Origin of the sequence: Aliisedimentitalea scapharcae (assembly GCF_045277565.1) — a bacterium.
Lineage (GTDB): Bacteria > Pseudomonadota > Alphaproteobacteria > Rhodobacterales > Rhodobacteraceae > Aliisedimentitalea > Aliisedimentitalea scapharcae.
On sequence record NZ_CP123584.1, the window covers coordinates 1694065 to 1710475 of the forward strand.

The window sequence follows — 16411 nt, forward strand, 5'->3', positions numbered from 1 at the left end:
CGCAAAACCAGGCGGTTGATTCACTCTGCCGCAGATGGTGGGCGCCTCTCCAGCGCCTTTACCTTCCGCCAGTCCAGACCTGCAAACAGCGCCTCGAATTGGGCATGGTTCAGCGCCATTATCCCAGCCTTGATCGCGGGCCAGGTGAAGGTCGAATCCTCCAGCCGCTTATACGCCATTACCAGACCGGTGCCGTCCCAATACAAAAGCTTTAGCCGATCCGCCCGGCGTGAGCGGAACACAAACACTGTGCCGGTGAACGGATCCTTGCGCAGCACTGATGACACGAGCGCGGCCAGGCCATCATGACCCTTCCTGAAGTCCACAGGCTGCGTCGAGACCAGAACCCGCACCCGATTGGACGGGAACATCATGGCCGCGCACCGATCGCCCGTACAATCTCACCAACCCGCGCAGCCCCTGTGGCGCCATCAAGCCGGATTGTCACCTGGCCGATGCAAATCTCGATAGGACCAGATGGTGCAACGTCAGACTTGGCCAGATGTGCAGACGCTACTGGCACAGGAGCATCGCCGCCATCATCCGCCACTACAATCGACGCAAAACAAAAGTCATCGTCTTCAACTGCGGGCAAAACCAACCTGCCATCGCGCGCCCGACTGCGCCATTCCGATAAATGGTTCGCCCGAAGCCCATACCGGGCAGCAACCCCGTTCACTGTCGCCCCAGGCTTCAAGCTCTCAGCCACGATCCGCGCCTTGACCTCATCCGGCCAGCGTCGCTGACCATTGGTCCGTATGTCCACCCCGTAGTCCCTGAGAAACTCCACCGTAGTCGCCATCGCGAAACTCCTGCCCTAATCTCCGTCAGGTGCGAAATCTCAGGTCAGGTGAGAATTGGGAAGGTGCGGGCCAGGAAACGCTTACACTGCTGCTCTGAAAACAGCAACCTTTTGGTTGAAGGTTTCGATGTTGTCTTTGTTCCGAGCAATATGCGCGGCGAACGACTTCTTTAAATCGAAGAGCTGATCTGTTGCCGTAGACGCATCTTCGGAAGGAAGGTTAGCAAAGCGATTAATGGTATATGCCACTTGTGGGTCTGTGGCCTGACCCACGTTCACGCGGTCTAGTACGATCTGCAGTGGATCGGAGATCGTAACACAATGATCGTCCTCAGGGAGCACAGCCTTTAGCTTCTGTTGAGTTGCTTTTGATACCTGATTCTTCTGGATGAAATGCATGTTCGGCTCAGGCACAAGAAGCACCAGACCGTTTGCCAAATGTCCTGCGCGCCCAGCACGAGCTGCCGCATTCAATATTTCGTGCGCCTCTAAGCTTTCACGTCCTCCTTCAATGCCAGCGCGTTTGTCACCCGCCAATATTGCGAGATGAGCAGGAAGGTTGAGACCTTGCGCCAGGGTTGGTGTCGCAACAATAACTTTCGCGCCGTTGGAGCGCTTGAACATTCTCTCTGCGAGGTCTCGTTCTAAGCGGAGCATTGCCGAGTTGTGGGGAACCGCTACTGCTGGACCAGACAAAAGAGAATGCTTCAGTTCTCCGAGTTCTAGCTCCAGCGCATTCCATCTGAGGGCTTCATAATCAGTTGGCTCCACAGTCTCATTGAGCAACTCGGTAACATTGCCAGCGACCGTTACCGCGTCATTTTTCGTATTCACAAAGATGATCGTCTTGAGACCTTTCGCAGCACCAGCTGCGGCAATGCTCGCGGCGACACCATTGGCATTGGGTGTAAGTCGTACGGAAGGCCCATATTCTAGCTTGCCTGCCAAAAAAACACTGTTGGATAATAATGGAGTCGTCGAGCAATAAAGGTTGTCCTCAGATATCCAGTTATGCTGAAGGCCCCAAATAGCATAGGGATGAGCAGTGAGCTGTTCTTGGGCCTTTTTTCTTAGGGTCTTGGCTGTCTTTTCGAGCCGCGCGTCTTCGGCTTCTTGTGCAGCAATCGCATTTGCACGTGCGGACTCCAACTCTTTTGAGTCGTAGATAACGACACCCCGCGCCTGGCGGCTTGGTTTCCAGATTAGATCAACCGAGACACTTGGCCTGCCTGTCAACTCAGCCAGCCAGACTGCCAGCTCGTCACCGTTCTTGACCATCGCAGAAAGGAAGAGAATATCAGCATCGGATGCTACATTATTGAAACCCAGAACGCAGAGCATGGCATCAAGCGCGCGTCTAATCTTGCCAGACTCTGGGCTCAGAAGATGGCACTCGTCAAAGACCAAGAGAGCTACATCTTGGAAGGCTTCAGAGGCGAAAGACAACATTGCTAAGCATCGTTCAGGCGTCATCACCTCAATATCTTGGAACGTAGCGTCTTCTTGTAGAAGAAGATCGAAATCGCTCGATACAACGGATCCAAGCAGATCCTTTGGAAACATCTCCTGCAGATCTTCGGTGAGCTGTTCTACAAGCGCATGTGTTGGAGCAAGAAAGACCACCTTCTTGCCGCGTGCCAGCGCTCCGGCAATCTTGAGCGAGGATACAGTCGTCTTCCCGGCACCAGTCGGCAAAACCACAACTCCCGAAACGCCTGTTTGGTGAAATTCGCGTTCAACAGCTTGCCTATGGTTTGACCACATATACGGGAATTTTTCGCTCCGAAAGCGAAGCCAGTCTCTCCAAGTTTTTTCGTCCGCTCCTGTCGGTGGAGGAACCTCCAAAAGGCTCGCAGCAGATATGCCATCGGTGGCCGATAAAAGCAGTGATGCTAGATGATGCGGGCCCGCAAAAATAAAATCTATACTTTCCAGCGGACCTGACACGTCGTGCCGTGCGGCGGAGAGGGCTATGACACGCTCGAAGGCCTGTCTCCGGTCGTCGTATCGGCCCAAAACTGTATCAGGTGCGGGCAATTTCAGAAATTCAGCTGCAAAAAGCTCTATGCCCGTTGCAAGGTTCTCAAAGAGAGCGGCCAATGCACGCTCTTCCAAATCCTGAAAATCCCTTGGCACGCGCCAACGTTCCGAGCGCTTTAATATATCATGGAGACTTCCTTTCCCAAGGTCGATGATATGCTCAGTTAAGATTGTCGCTTCGTATGTCTGAACGTCGGTGTTGAGATTGATCGCCGCTGTGGCTTCATTCGCATCGGCGAACTGTTCCGAAAGCAAGAACAGCAATACTGCTGACAGCGCAGGGTCTAGACGATGCTGGTCAATATTTGGCAGGGCCGTAGCATCGGGGTGTGTCTGTTCACGCCGCGCAATAATTTGTTGGGCAGTTGCCGCTACGAAAGAAGAGGCGCGCGCCATCTGTGGCTCTATTTGAAGAACTGCAGTTAGTTCGTAGGTATCCGCTAGTCTCTCAAGCGTCCATTCATCACCTTGCCCGTCAGACGGGGACTCTAATCCCCCAAGTCGGTAAGATGCTAAGTTCGCATACTGGTAAGTTAAGAACGCGGGCAAGAGTTCTGGATCGAACCCCGGAACTGCTGGGGCTGACCTCAGAAGTTCTGCTGTTTGCGCGTCAAACATCTAAGCCTCTTCACCATCTAAATTTTCAAGATACTCAATAGCCTTGTCGGCAAGCTCTGCTATCCAATCGCGCATATCAATTGGCGTGATAAACGATGCACCAATCCGTTGCTCCGCAGTGATGCTTTGGATGCGATCATAGTCCGAGAAGAGGCTTTGACGCGCAGCAAGCGTGTCGAAGTCTGGAGGCAACGAGAATGCAGCGCGATACTTCCTTTTGGCGATTTCAGTCACAGCCGCACTTAGGTGGGCTGCGTCTTTTTCGGCCAGTCCAGCGATACGGAGCAACGCGCCCGCCGCATCAATGATCTCGGCACTTCGAAGATTTTGATGACGATCAAGAAATCCAGGAACAACCTTTGCAAGAAATGTGTTTCTTGGATCGTCTGTGCATTTGTCTTCAAAAACTGTGCTACTCACGACAGCGTCCTGCTCGCCATTTAGCTGCAGCATAAGACCGTCTAAACCTTGGGATGTTGCACTTACATGGGGGTTCTTCAGCAAGGCTTGATCGCCATAGGTGATCTTTGCGGCAATCCACGAAATCACTTCGAAGACAAAGCCGTCGCGTTGCCATTTGGGATAGCCTGTACGTGGTTTTTCAGGAGTGTCCTGTACCGTCAGTTTTACCTTTGCTTCCGCGCGCAGCTCGTCAAAGGAATAGGCAGGTTCGGCGGGGGCAAGCTCTCGAAGGATGTGTGAGGCTTGGATGGCTTGACCCATCGCGACAATGGCTATCAATGCCGCAAGCTCGTCATAGTTGTCGGGAACCCATCTCTCTCCGATACAGTTGTCGTCGATATCGCAATCTTGGCAATGCAGCGGGCGTCCAACTGCAATGTTATCATCTTCGCAATGTTCGGAGTCCGATGTGACGGTCAAAGTATTTCTCAATAAAAAATCTATTTTCTTCGGAAGCTTACTCAACAATGATGTCTATGTCAGCCTTTGCCAAGTCAATTTCACCAATTACCTCTCTTTCCAATCCGGGCAACTTGGGGAACCATCTCTTTTCAGTTGTTTCTTTGATCAAAAACACAGTCGACATGCCGTGTTGCGGTACGAGTTGTCGGGTAGTGTATTAAGATATGACCATCATAGTTTTTAAACTTGCACTGAAAAATTTTTGCCTGTGACGGCGGAGCTGCAGTGCAGCATCGAACCCTAGATCGATGTCCGGTTTGGGCCGACCACGTTCCGAAGGGCGACGATGGGTGGCAGCTTTGCAAAGGGCGCTATCTGCGCATTGCTGACCTTGATGCGTAGTGCAGCATCGACCCGGTGATCAAAGTGGCGGTGAATGGCCGCTTGTTCCTCTCTGACAGGAGCCTCTCGCAGTTGCGGCGAATGACTGGAATCCGCGCTCTGAACACACAGCTAGCACCGGTCAACCGTGGAGATCGCGTCCGCTTTGGGCTGACTTCGGGCATCCGGTGGGGCAGATCAGACCACTGGCGGTGGCCTTTTGGTGCAAAATCAGGTGCTGCACCGCCGCAAGTCGGCTGTGAGCCCAAAGCTGACGGTCTAGCAACTTGCCTTTGCAAAGCACGGAATGCTCTCCACACCGGGAAATTCAGCTTTGCGATCTCTTATCCCTTGAAGCATTAGCGTGGCTATCTCGACATCCTGCCCACGGACGGAAATGAGCGTCACGTGATCCTCTGACAGCCCCTTTTCAGGAAACTGCTCACCTCCCGTTGTCGCGAGTTGAATGTAGTCTCGGCCAAGCCGGTTTTTGTACTCATAGAAATGCTCGTGACCGTTGAACACCGTATATGGCAAATCGGCGAGAGCGATTTCCAATCGGCGGAACTCCGTTTCTTCGGCCTCCCAAGCTGGCTTGTGGGTGATGACGAAGACATGACGCACGTCATTGTTTGATGTGATCGCCTCAACAAAGTAATCACCCTGCGCCTTGCTGATCGCGCCTGTTGATCGTTCCGGGCTCTGCGCATATGGCGTTTGTGCGAAAGCTTCAGGTCCTTCTGTTTTGTAGACTTCGACTGCTCCTGCACGTTGACTAGCAATTATGTCTCTACGTTCGGCTGTCATGTCTTCAGTATCCAGCACAAGAAACAGAACATCCTTGAAGCGGAAATGGAAGTAGTGGGGGCCGTGGCGTTCGGCCCATACCTCGCGTTCTAATTCGCTGGAAAGATCATGGTTGCCACCCACGTAAATTACAGGTGCGCCGATAAGCGCCGCTCGCTCATCAAAGCTTTCCCATTCGGCGATCAGTTCTTCACGATTTCCGCCACCTTCTATCAGGTCGCCGACGCTGATAACGAACTCGGGCCGTAGCAAAGCCATTTGTCGGGCCGCAAGCTCGAATATGCCGGGCCGCTCGCCGCCCGTCAGGTCGGAGTGTATAACGAACGTCAGATCTTTTGGGTCACTCGCTTGCAATTCACCGGTCCAAGGTGTCGCGCCTCCTGTAACAGCGTGCTCGAAATCCTGAGTGGCGGCTTGTGAAGCGCATAGTCCAACTGCCAGCGCGAAAACCACTCCACGGAAAACCATCAGTTGTTGCCCAATGTGTTCTTGTAAATGACACCGTCTTTCATGATCAGGTCGATGTTTTCTTTCGGGTCAGCAAGGATTTTAATGTCTTCCAGCGGATTTCCGTCAATTAACAAAATGTCAGCGTAGGCTCCGACCTCGATGACACCTAGCGGTCCGTCCCGATACCTATTTCTAGGACCTGAAAGAGCGAGGATTTCTCCGCCAATGCCTGTTGCAGATCGAAGGTTCTCGAACGGTGTGAAGTATGGGTTACGCGCGATCCACTCTTGTGATTGAAGACCATATGCATCCTTCGACAGAAAGACGTCTGAACCGAATGCAATCTTCAAGTTGTATTGTTTTGCTAGCTCAACCATTCCGTCGAACCCACTCTTCGCGAGCCCGAATTTTTCTGCCTGATCCGGAGTGAAAGATGGTGGGGCTTCGGATGTGGACATCAGTGCTTCGACCACAAGATAGACGTTGTTTTCAGCCATCTTCTTGATCACATCTTCGGTCATCAGGTGCCCATGTTCCACGCTCTTGGCGCCAAAATCTATCGCTCTGTTAATCGCGTTGTCATAATAGGCGTGCACCATTATGTATGAACCAAAGCTTTCAGCAACATAGGCCGCAGCTTCCAGCTCGTCATTTGTGAATTGATCAATGTCGAGAGGTGAATAAGTTGCGGAAATACCGCCATTGGTAGCCAGTTTTAGCTGGGTCGCACCACCACGGAAATTTTGCCGTGCAGCGGCTAACATCTCATCTTCGCCATCAACGGCATAGAAGTGACCAATGCTTTCAGCGTGGCTGTGCTGCCCACCGAAGCTGTGGTGCGTATTCGTGCGATCCCGCATATCCAAGTGACCGGAAGTTTGCGTGATAAATGCTCCGGAGGAGAACACGCGCGGTCCGTTAAACCAGCCATCGTCGATTGCGCGTTGGACGCCAATGCTCGCACCGCCAGCGTCGCGCACCGAAGTAAATCCACGCATCAGCATATCTTCAGCCATCTGGCCCGCCGCCGCTCCAACATAAATCGCCGTGTATTCGTTTTCGAGCTGCTCAAACGGCGCGATCAAAGACATATGGGTGTGTGCATCAATGAACCCGGGCGTAAGTGTTCGACCGCCACCATCGATAACTCGCGCATTGGCAACGGCCAACGGCTCAGATGAAACTTCGGCAATGAGATTATCGACCACGAGCACATTGGCATTCTCGATGCGGGCTTCGTTAACCCCGTCAAAGACGTGGATATTTGTAAAGAGGATTGGGAATTGCTCGTCTTGCGCAAATCCTGCGGTTGCTATCGCGGACAAGGCCGCGGCAGAAAAAATGCTTTCATCGAGTGCTCCTTAATTTTCACGAAGGATAGGAAACATCCAATCGCGATCATAGGTCAAATCCTTGCTGATTATGGTCTTTATTCGGACGGGCTGCTGCAGTCGGACATTATTTGGACAGAAACGACGCTTGAAGTGTTTCTCGCAGACCCAGAAGGCCAGTTTCCCGAGAGTGCCATGGCTTGGTTCGGGCGCGTCGAAGAAGCCGAGGATCGTCAAAATTTAATTGCATTTCTCAAAACTGAAGACCCGTCGATAAATATTTGTCCGAGTTAGGGAATTCGCCCACACCACGGGTCGGTTTTCAGGTGCCGACACCAATGTCCATTGTAATCCAACTTTTGTCCGAAGAGGTTTGCGGGACGGCCGAGATATCAAACCGCCCTGCAGTCTTATCAGTTCAGCGTGTTCTTGTAGATCACGCCATCCTTCATGATCAGGTCGATGTTGTTCTCATAGTCGACCAGTACTTCTGTTCCGTCCAACGGATTACCGTCCACCAAGATAATGTCCGCGTATGCACCAGCTTCGATCACACCCAGCGGCCCATCTGGATAGGGATTGCGTTCCCCGGTCATTGCCAGAAGTTCACCGTTAATGGATGTCGCCTGACGCAGGACTTCAAACGGCGAAAAGTAGCGCTCGCGACATGAGAATTCATACACAGTGTTCTCGAAGTTTTGCGGCGATCCGAACATGTCTGTACCGAAGGCAACCGTCAGTTCGTATTCCTTTGCGAGCTGCATTTGCTGGTCAAGCCCGGCCAGTGCCTCATTGAACTTTGTAAGACTAACCGGATCGAGGAAGGATACTTCTTCCTCCGAAAGGTTCAGAACCTGACAGCTTGGCGAAAGGACAATATCGTTATCGCGCATGACCTCGGCCGATGCCTCCGTCATCAGGGTTCCGTGCTCAATCACCTTTACCCCATTTTCGATGGAACGAATGATGGCTGTATCGTTGTATGCATGTACAGCAACATAAGTCCCGTAATCCGCCGCGGCTTCTGTAGCAGCGCGCAGCTCTTCAGCTGAGTACTGAACCGTATAGAGCGGATCGTAGACCGAGGACACGCCACCGCCCGCCATCAACTTGATCTGTACGGCTCCGCGGCGAAGCGCCTCTCTGACAGCGCGCTGCACCTCTGCGGGACCATCAGCGATGAAAGAAAAATGCTCGTAGAACTGCTGCTTGTGCGCAACCTCATTGGGATGTGGATCATTATAGTCCCTGAAGTCCCCGTGGCCGCTCGTTTGCCCGATGACTGCGCTGGAGGCATAGATCCTCGGGCCAATGGATTGACCGTCCTCAATGGCACGCTGCAAGCCCATGGCCGGTCCGCCGATGTCCCGGACGGTCGTCCAGCCGCGCATCAGAAAGCCATTTGCAATCTGGGCGCTTGCCGCGCCGATATAGAAAACATCGTGGGAATTGAACCAGGCTGAAGCCGAAACAGGGAACATGAGATGGCTGTGGCCCTCGATAATCCCGGGCATCAGTGTTCTGCCGCCCCCGTCAATGACTTGCGCATTGGCTGCTGTGAGCGGTTCGGTGGAAATCTCTGCGATCAGGTTGTCCACAACCAGAACGTTGGCATTCTCAATCCGTTCTTCGTTTATCCCGTCGAAGACGTGAACGTTGGTGAAGATAACGCGGGTCGTTTCATCTTGCGCAAAGGACGTGTTCGCGGCGATTGCGAAGCTCAGCGCTGTTGCGAATAAGGTGAGTGAGTTCCTGACCATAAGGTCTCCAATCCAAAAGTTGCCCTACGAAGCATACCTTATGCGACTTTGGTCCGTTAGCCTCTGTGAACATGCACCGGGCCAAAACGCGGCTCCTCGGGCAATTCTTCCTTGAAATCGTACTGTGATCAAAGATAGCACCTACCGCATGGTAACATTTGATAGCTCATCTCTAGAACCTGTAGTTCGGTTGTCGCTTTTTCGTCCGTTCATCGAATACGCTGAGGAGAAGGGCTTTAGCTTGGATGAGCCCCTCGCAGCTCTTTCCGTCACCCGGGAAGAGGCATTCAATCCGGCCACCTTTGTTCACGCTGAAGCTGTTTATTGCTTCCTGAATACTTTGGCGGATCTTGTTGGGGACCCGCATCTAGGGTGTCACGTCGGTGAAAGCACCGACATCCGGGAGTGGCCGCCCTTTGCGACAGCGTTCGAGAACGGGGGCTCTTTGGGAGACTTCTTCGGGGCTTGGATCAGGTCAGTCCCGCAACACGCTACGACGGTCCGATACGAACTGGTCCAACGTGCCGGGGAAGCTCTTCTCAGAGCCAAACGCCCCCGACAACCCTTGAATAGTCCCAGACAAACAGATGGTTTTGGCATAGCGATGTTCCTTCGCGTGTTTGATTTTGTCCAAGGGATCGAGGTCCAGCCGGGAGACGTACGCGTGCGCACAATGTACCCGGAGGCGTTTCCTTCGGCTTATAGGGGCGCATATGTCGGAAGATCAGGCGACTACGCCGCAGTGGTATCATTTCCGTCCGAGTGGTTACCCGCTCGAATTGTTTTGAAGCCCGAAGCGGCGAACACCTTAGGCGATCAAGCATCGGCATCTAAGGCTGGGGTATCGCTTGTTCACGCGGTCAGGACATCGGTCGAACGCTTGCTTCCTCGCGGGTGCGTGACCGTAGAAAACGTGGCAAATGCCGTTGGTCTGGAACCGCGCAAATTGAAGCATGCATTATCCAAAGTCGAAACAAGTGTGTCTCAAGAACTTCGGGAGGTGCGCCTGACCCTCGCCAAGGAAGCACTGGCCAAGACCGACACACCTATCGCCGATCTGGCTACACGGCTCGGCTTCTCCGACCCAGCACACTTTAGCCGTTTCTTCCGCGCGCAAACAGGGATGACACCGAGCGAATTTCGGCGAAACTAGTTACCTTTAAATAACTTACCGATAGCACCTGTCAGCGAACGTCCGTTTAGCGGCCATCACGTTTCGCAAATTGAACGGCAACAAAGTCCGCTCTGCCGTCATTGCCCGAACGGAAATGCTGCGCGATGCACGAACGGCAGGTCTGGGGACGCTGCACTGCGATGACGTTCGACCTACCCAACGTCCGGTGAGGGCCGTTCGCGCGACTTTGCAAAGGTCACTATCCTGCGCACAACAGCCATTGACGGCCAGAACGGCATCCTGGGCGTGGGTCGGAGCGGCTGGTGTTGGCCCGGAACGTCTGTTCGCAGCCCAAAGCGGACACGATCCGCGAAGCTGTGCCACTACCACTACCCCCACAGGGAGGGCGGACACCGGGCCTTCGCTACTGGTGCGAGGCGAGATAGCGTCAACGGCGAGAGCAGACATTTAAATGGCCGCAGATCGGAAGCTCGTTTTTGCAGCGGAGGGCGGCCGTGAATCCAGAGGAGGCGAAATTATCTAATCTATAATTGTATCACAGGCAGCCAGCGCACAATTTAGAACAGCACTTCCAATTCGACGCGAGCGCATCAGGTGAGATATCTATTTATTTCTGGGTCCCTTAGGAAATAATATTGCGGGGCGGCTCGAGGTAAAGAAACCGCCCCGCGTACAGCTCAGAAATCAGCCGGAAGACCGCCGATCATTTGATGCCGTATTGAGTAAGAAGAGTTTTCCGGACACTTTCACAGCGCCCTGCATCCAGCGGCTTGCCGAGGTAGTCACCATCCTCTGCCGCTTTCTTCATAAGCAGCGCTTTGGTTTTATCGCCATCTGCAGACAGATTACTGAAGTCTTTGGTTGTTGCCGCAACAAGCAAACCATACCGACCGTTGTCATCGTCCGTCATGAAATTGTCGCGGCAGTATTCCATAGCGCCAGCATTCGCGCCAAGTTTGGAGGCATCCGATACCTGCGCAGAGGTTGCAGTCGCGGCCAATAGCGCACCAACTGTCAGACCTGAAACCAGTCTATACTTCATCGTTATTCCCTATCTTGTCTAGAGGTTCATTCCGGTGAAAGCAGGGCGGCCGAGGTAAACAAACCGCCCCGCTGTGTCACAACTGTTGTGACGAAGCCCAGATCATAGGATCAGGGGTAGACCTTTGGTTCTGAAACCGCGGGCCGGTACATGATGCTGTCGCTGTCTGCCAATGTGTTCTTGTAAGCACGGCCGTCCTTCATCACCAACTGCAGCTTGCTCTCGTCGAGGATCAGATTGATGTCCTCCAACGGGTTGCCGTCCCAAAGCAAAATGTCTGCGTAGCTCTCCGGGGCAATCCGGCCAAGGTGGAAGCTCGGATATGGATTTTTCGGACCAGACCAGGCCATCACGATTCCGGCATTTCCAGTCCAGTGCTTCAAAGCTTGTGCAGGTGTAAAGCCAGCGTCGACATTGCAGGTGATGTCTTCCTTAATCTTCTCGACCAGACCGGGGCTGAACATGTCAGAACCGCCGATGGTAAACATATCGTATTCGTTCATCCATTTGGACATCGCCCGAACACCTTCGCCGACCCGGACACCCTTCAGCTTTTGCTCATGCGTAAAGAATGCGGGCATGGATTCGTAGCTGCCGAAGGAGTTAACACTCATAAAGCACTGGAAGCTCCAGACGATGTCCTCAGTCTCTTTGTATTTAGCGACCATTTTCTTGACCATGTCTTCCGAGATCAGGAAGCCATGTTCAAAGGACCGAGTCCCAAGGCGCAGGTGCCTCTCGTAGCTCTCGTCGTGATATGCATGAACAGCGACATAGGTGCCGTTGTCGGCCGCGATTTCCACAGCTTTAGCCACTTCTTCTTCGGACAGGCCCATAATGTCGAGCGGGTCAAATTCGCTGGAGACACCGCCACCGCCCATGACCTTGATGAACCCTGCACCGCGCCGCAGGTTCAGGCGTACCGCCTTGGTCACCTCGTCAGGCCCATCAACAGTCCATGAGTTTTGCGAAGCTTGAGTCACGTCGGCATGTTCCGCGATAATCCCAGGAGGGACGTTGCGACCGGCCCAATCACCATGACCACCTGTTTGTGAGATAGCGCCACCAGAAGAGACGATCCGCGGTCCGGGAATTAGTCCCATGTCAATGGCCTTGGCAATGTCCAGCGGATCTCCTGCAATATCCCTAACAGAGGTAATACCCTTCATCAGGATGTTGTTCACGAGGTGGTGCTGTGCGATCGCGCCGCCCGATGCCTCGTCCCATCGCGTCTGATATGCGGCTGTGCCTTCTGGGGGATTCAACATGACGTGCTGGTGCATGTCGATCAGCCCGGGGGTCATCGTTTTGCCGGTCCCATCGATAACAAACGCGCCTTCCATGTCAATCGGGTCGGTCGAGACCTGCGTGATGACATTGCCCTCGACCAGAACGTTTGCGTCCATGAGCAGGTCCGGGCTGAAGCCGTCAAAGACATCGACATTGGTGAACAAGATTGGTGGTGGCGCGTCTTCCTCCGCTTGAGCAATGCTGAGTGGAGCAAAGGCAACACCTGCCGCAAACACCACCGATTTGATTGAACTGGACATGATCTTGATCTCCCCTGATGAACTTCCGGGGAAATCTAGCAGATCAGCTGAAGGATCGGTGGCCACTTTTCGATCAAAAACACGATTCTGAAACTAAAAATGGCAACCGCTGAGGAAATTAAGGCGTATGCTGGGCCAAGGAGTCGCCCATGCCGCACACAACCAATTCGCAGGCCCATCAGGAAGGTTTTATTCGCTTGGCGCTGGTGCTGCCTTTTTTGGACTATCTGAACGCTCGCGACATTGACCCACACCCGGCGCTGGAGGAATTTGGTGTGAGTGAAGACCTGATGCGCGACGCCAAAGTCTATGTCCACGCCGAGCTGGTTTTTGGTTTGTTAAACAAGCTGTCGGAACTGTCTGGCGACAAATACCTTGGTATCCATGTCGGTGAAACTTTTGACCTCCAATCTTGGCCTCCGTTTACCAATGCGCTTCAGGGACCATCAACTCTGTTCAAGTTCTTCGCCGATTTCGTGCGCTTGGTGCCGCAGGAATCCAGCTCTGTTCTTCACAGTCTCATCGTTGAGGCTGACAGGGCGATTTATCGTATTGCGCGACAGCAAGAGCCGTCGGTCCAGCCACTTCAAGTCACGGGCTTTGGTGCTGCCGTTTACGTCCGCCTGCTGCAATCGGTTACAGGCCCAAACTGGGATCCTTCGGTGGTAGCCTGGGAAAGTCGTTATCTTCTCGGCGTACCACTAGGCTACAGCGGCATAGAAACCCGGGTCGGACCCGACCCAGGTATGGAGATCAGCTTTCCGACGGCTTGGCTTCACAAGGACGTCGCAATCGGATCACGTTTCGCTAGCGCACAACCGGTGTCGTCGGAGCAGGATGTTTCAGTGGTTGCCGCCTTGCGATCTGCTCTGCGAGACAAACTGGACGAGACAGTTCTGAAGCCTGCATCGGTTGCCAGTCTGCTCGGCATCGACCCTGACTTACTCATCAATGCACTGAAACATAATGGCACAACATTGCCGCGCGAAATCAAACGCCTGAAGATCGACGTGGCCAAGGAATACTTAATGGACCCTACGCAAACCGTGGCAAACATCGGCGCTTCACTGGGGTACTCGGACAAGGCGCATTTCACACGCTTCTTCCGCTCCCAGATGGGAATGACACCGACGCAATTCCGAGTCGGCAAATCATAAGAACAGATATTAGTTGATCCGCCTATCGCTACAGCAGCACAGCCCATGACGGCCACTGAAATCGGTTGCTCTTATTCGAACGGTGGAAATGCCCGCTGACCGGCGTTTCACTGGCCAAAATGCTGCGCTCTGCACGATTGGCAGCAATGACGGGCTGCACCGCAGCATCTTGGGAGGTTTTCGAGGTCCGGTCCGGGCCGCGAGCAGCCGCACCGACCCACGCCTTGGATGCTGTTCTGGCCGTCAATAGCTGCTGTGTGTAGAAGCGGACTTTGCAAAGTCACGCGCTCGGCCCACGCCCGCCGTCCATCAGTAGCGCCGGTGCCGCGTTGCGGCTTCCCGAGATTGGCCATTCACGAATCGTGCCGCATTTTCGAAGGGTGAGGGGCCGTAGCGCGGGACAATAGCTGCCATTGAATGGTTTTGGTGCAAATGCGCATTTACCCGTAGTCTGGCCGTGGGCCGCGCGTCGAGTTTCAGGTCACAGGTGCTCTCGTGGGTAATCATGAATTATTGGAACCAATGGCCAAGACAGTCGTCACACGTTCCGTCAATTCGCTAAATCGCGGGACGCAGACCTATGAACGGCCAATGTGTTTGTCAGTCAGGCGCTTATTCAAGTCCTTGGTGGTGTTTCCCATCGGATAACTGATCTCGGGGACAGAAATCCCCAACCAGTTGCACAGCGGATCCCACCCGTCGCCAAGATTATGAACCAACAGCCGCTCTGGGTCGACAGTCTCGATAACCTCTTCTGTGTTCCGGTTATAGGTCGCAATGGCGTGACCCCGGTCGTCTGGACGCCCGCCAAAAACCTGCTCAGCGACCAACAGTACACCTAGCCCGTCCGGATCATCACCACTTTGGAAGTGTTTCAAAAGCGTTGCCTCAAAACTGGTCCACCAGCTTTCCGCCGAACGCAGCGTCAGCAGCACTTTCGCATCGGGATATTCATCTATCAAAGTCCGCCAGTAATGAGCAGAAGGCCAGTCGACGCAGGCGTGATAGCCTGTAAACAGCAATTCCCAGTCCGGCTCGGCACCTTTGGCAAGATCAAGCCACGGCTGCCTTAGTGGCGTCCCCTCTTCAAGCTCGAACATATGGTGCGTAGGCCCGACGCCAAGAATGTTCAAAGCGGTGCGCATTGAATCGGTGCCAGTCCTGCCAAATCCAGTTCCAATAACGTTTAGTGTCATGAAAATCTCCAAACCTGTTGGTGCCTTGAAATTGGGCCGACTGGCTGCCTCAATAGACGCCGCTCAGGTCTCGGTGTCAAAGTTTTCCCACGGGGCGCGGCAGCAGCGATAGGCTATCGCCGGTTTTGAGGGCAACCAGGGCTCTCTGCTGCCATTGGATCGGTTGCAGCATGGGCCAAACGCCAGCGATACGGACGGCCCAAATCTGCCGTTGCCCGGCTCGTTGAACGCTGCGCTGCGGCTTCCCCAGTCCAGCCATGCGTGCCCACTTAAAGACGTGATGGCTCTAAGGTCGTCGGAGGGGGGTGCACATCGCCAGACGATGCCAATCGCTTTCCGCTTTCACAAAGCCACGCTGCACTCTAAACACACTCATCTTCGCTATTCCGGGAAAAATCATGGCGCAAAAAGCCACCATTTATAAAGTCGAGCTTTCCGTTTCCGATATGGATCGTCATTATTATGAAATCCACAAGCTGACCGTTGCCAAACATCCTTCGGAGACGGATGAACGGCTGATGGTGCGTCTTCTCGCTTTTGCACTGAATGCCCATGAACAATTGGAACTTACGAAGGGCCTGTCAACTGATGATGAGCCTGACATTTGGCTCAAAAGCCTGAGTGGCGAGCTTGAATTGTGGGTGGCGTTGGGGCTCCCAAGCGAGAAGATCGTGCGTCAATCTTGTGGTAAAGCCAAAGAGGTGATTGTCTATAGTTATGGCAGGACGGCCGAGGTGTGGTGGGAAAAAATCAAAAACAGCACCACCCGGTTTAATAACCTTCAGATTGTCAATTTTTCAGAGACGGATACCAGTGACTTGGGAAACCTTGCAAGTCGCTCGATGAAGCTGCAGGTCAATATTCAGGATGGCGATGTGATGGTCAGTGTTGATGATAGCATCGTGTACGTGACCCAGACCAAATGGAAAAATGCAGTGTAGGCACGGGAGATTAAGCATCTGCTCTACTTCCGGATGATGCCATCATTTGGGGTCGCAACCAGCTTGCTCAACGCGGACGGCTCTTGACGGTCATTCGTGCCCCATGCCGCTCATGTCTACGTCGAGCCCAAATCAAAAATGCTGCACAGCCAGGGAATGATACCTATACTTCTCAGTGGCGACATCCGATTTGTGAGGCTTGGAGTTCAGTTTGCCCGAAGATATGCAGATATCTATCCATCTGAGCCATTGCTGAACAGCGATGTGTTGGATCACCCGTCAGCGGCGGCGTTGATGTCTGTCCGGTATTTTCGAGCCGAACCCGACAGTATGCCGG

The 16411-nt window shown here is 53.5% G+C and carries 13 protein-coding genes; 3 read left to right on the forward strand and 10 right to left on the reverse strand.

The annotated features are described in order from the left end of the window. Positions 1–20 precede the first annotated feature (20 nt). The 7 genes from tnpB to QEZ52_RS07955 all read right to left on the reverse strand — a co-directional run bounded on the left by tnpB (position 21) and on the right by QEZ52_RS07955 (position 9053). The gene (tnpB, locus tag QEZ52_RS07925; RefSeq protein ID WP_316300519.1) at positions 21–374 is read right to left on the reverse strand and encodes an IS66 family insertion sequence element accessory protein TnpB; all 354 of its coding nucleotides are present in this window, start codon (positions 372–374) and stop codon (positions 21–23) included. Further along, positions 371–802 (reverse strand): IS66-like element accessory protein TnpA, encoded by a 432-nt coding sequence (tnpA, locus tag QEZ52_RS07930; protein WP_316300517.1) that lies wholly within the window; start codon positions 800–802, stop codon positions 371–373. Before tnpA ends, tnpB begins: the two co-directional genes overlap by 4 nt. Before the next feature lie 81 nt (positions 803–883). Continuing rightward, positions 884–3460, reverse strand: a complete 2577-nt coding sequence (locus tag QEZ52_RS07935) for a DEAD/DEAH box helicase (RefSeq protein ID WP_406649231.1) — start codon at positions 3458–3460, stop codon at positions 884–886. Then, positions 3461–4387, reverse strand: a complete 927-nt coding sequence (locus QEZ52_RS07940) for a hypothetical protein (protein WP_406649232.1) — start codon at positions 4385–4387, stop codon at positions 3461–3463. 597 nt (positions 4388–4984) lie between these two features. Beyond that, positions 4985–5980, reverse strand: a complete 996-nt coding sequence (locus tag QEZ52_RS07945) for a metallophosphoesterase family protein (protein ID WP_406649233.1) — start codon at positions 5978–5980, stop codon at positions 4985–4987. Further along, the gene (locus tag QEZ52_RS07950) at positions 5980–7287 is read right to left on the reverse strand and encodes an amidohydrolase family protein (RefSeq protein WP_406649234.1); all 1308 of its coding nucleotides are present in this window, start codon (positions 7285–7287) and stop codon (positions 5980–5982) included. The genes QEZ52_RS07945 and QEZ52_RS07950 overlap by 1 nt, the downstream gene beginning before the upstream one ends. Before the next feature lie 419 nt (positions 7288–7706). Then, on the reverse strand, positions 7707–9053 hold the full coding sequence (locus QEZ52_RS07955; protein ID WP_406649235.1) for an amidohydrolase family protein: 1347 nt from the start codon (positions 9051–9053) through the stop codon (positions 7707–7709). Between the two features lie 124 nt (positions 9054–9177). Here QEZ52_RS07955 and QEZ52_RS07960 point away from each other — a divergent pair, with 124 nt between their 5' ends. Then, entirely contained in the window at positions 9178–10206 is a 1029-nt protein-coding gene (locus tag QEZ52_RS07960) for a helix-turn-helix domain-containing protein (RefSeq protein WP_406649236.1), read from the forward strand. A gap of 685 nt (positions 10207–10891) precedes the next feature. Here QEZ52_RS07960 and QEZ52_RS07965 read toward each other — a convergent pair. Together QEZ52_RS07965 and QEZ52_RS07970 are read right to left on the reverse strand one after the other, a co-directional pair. Then, a complete protein-coding gene (locus tag QEZ52_RS07965; RefSeq protein ID WP_114886204.1) occupies positions 10892–11230 on the reverse strand; it encodes a hypothetical protein in 339 nt (112 codons plus the stop codon). A gap of 110 nt (positions 11231–11340) precedes the next feature. Beyond that, entirely contained in the window at positions 11341–12780 is a 1440-nt protein-coding gene (locus QEZ52_RS07970; RefSeq protein WP_406649237.1) for an amidohydrolase family protein, read from the reverse strand. Between the two features lie 149 nt (positions 12781–12929). Between QEZ52_RS07970 and QEZ52_RS07975 the strand changes: the two genes are divergently transcribed. Then, positions 12930–13937, forward strand: a complete 1008-nt coding sequence (locus QEZ52_RS07975) for a helix-turn-helix domain-containing protein (RefSeq protein WP_406649238.1) — start codon at positions 12930–12932, stop codon at positions 13935–13937. Between the two features lie 578 nt (positions 13938–14515). Here the strand turns inward: QEZ52_RS07975 and QEZ52_RS07980 are convergent. Next, positions 14516–15133, reverse strand: a complete 618-nt coding sequence (locus QEZ52_RS07980) for a sulfotransferase family protein (RefSeq protein ID WP_406649239.1) — start codon at positions 15131–15133, stop codon at positions 14516–14518. A 398-nt stretch (positions 15134–15531) separates the two neighbouring features. Between QEZ52_RS07980 and QEZ52_RS07985 the strand changes: the two genes are divergently transcribed. Next, positions 15532–16074, forward strand: coding sequence for a YaeQ family protein (locus QEZ52_RS07985; RefSeq protein WP_406649240.1), 543 nt, complete (start codon positions 15532–15534; stop codon positions 16072–16074). The last annotated feature ends 337 nt before the right edge of the window (positions 16075–16411 follow it).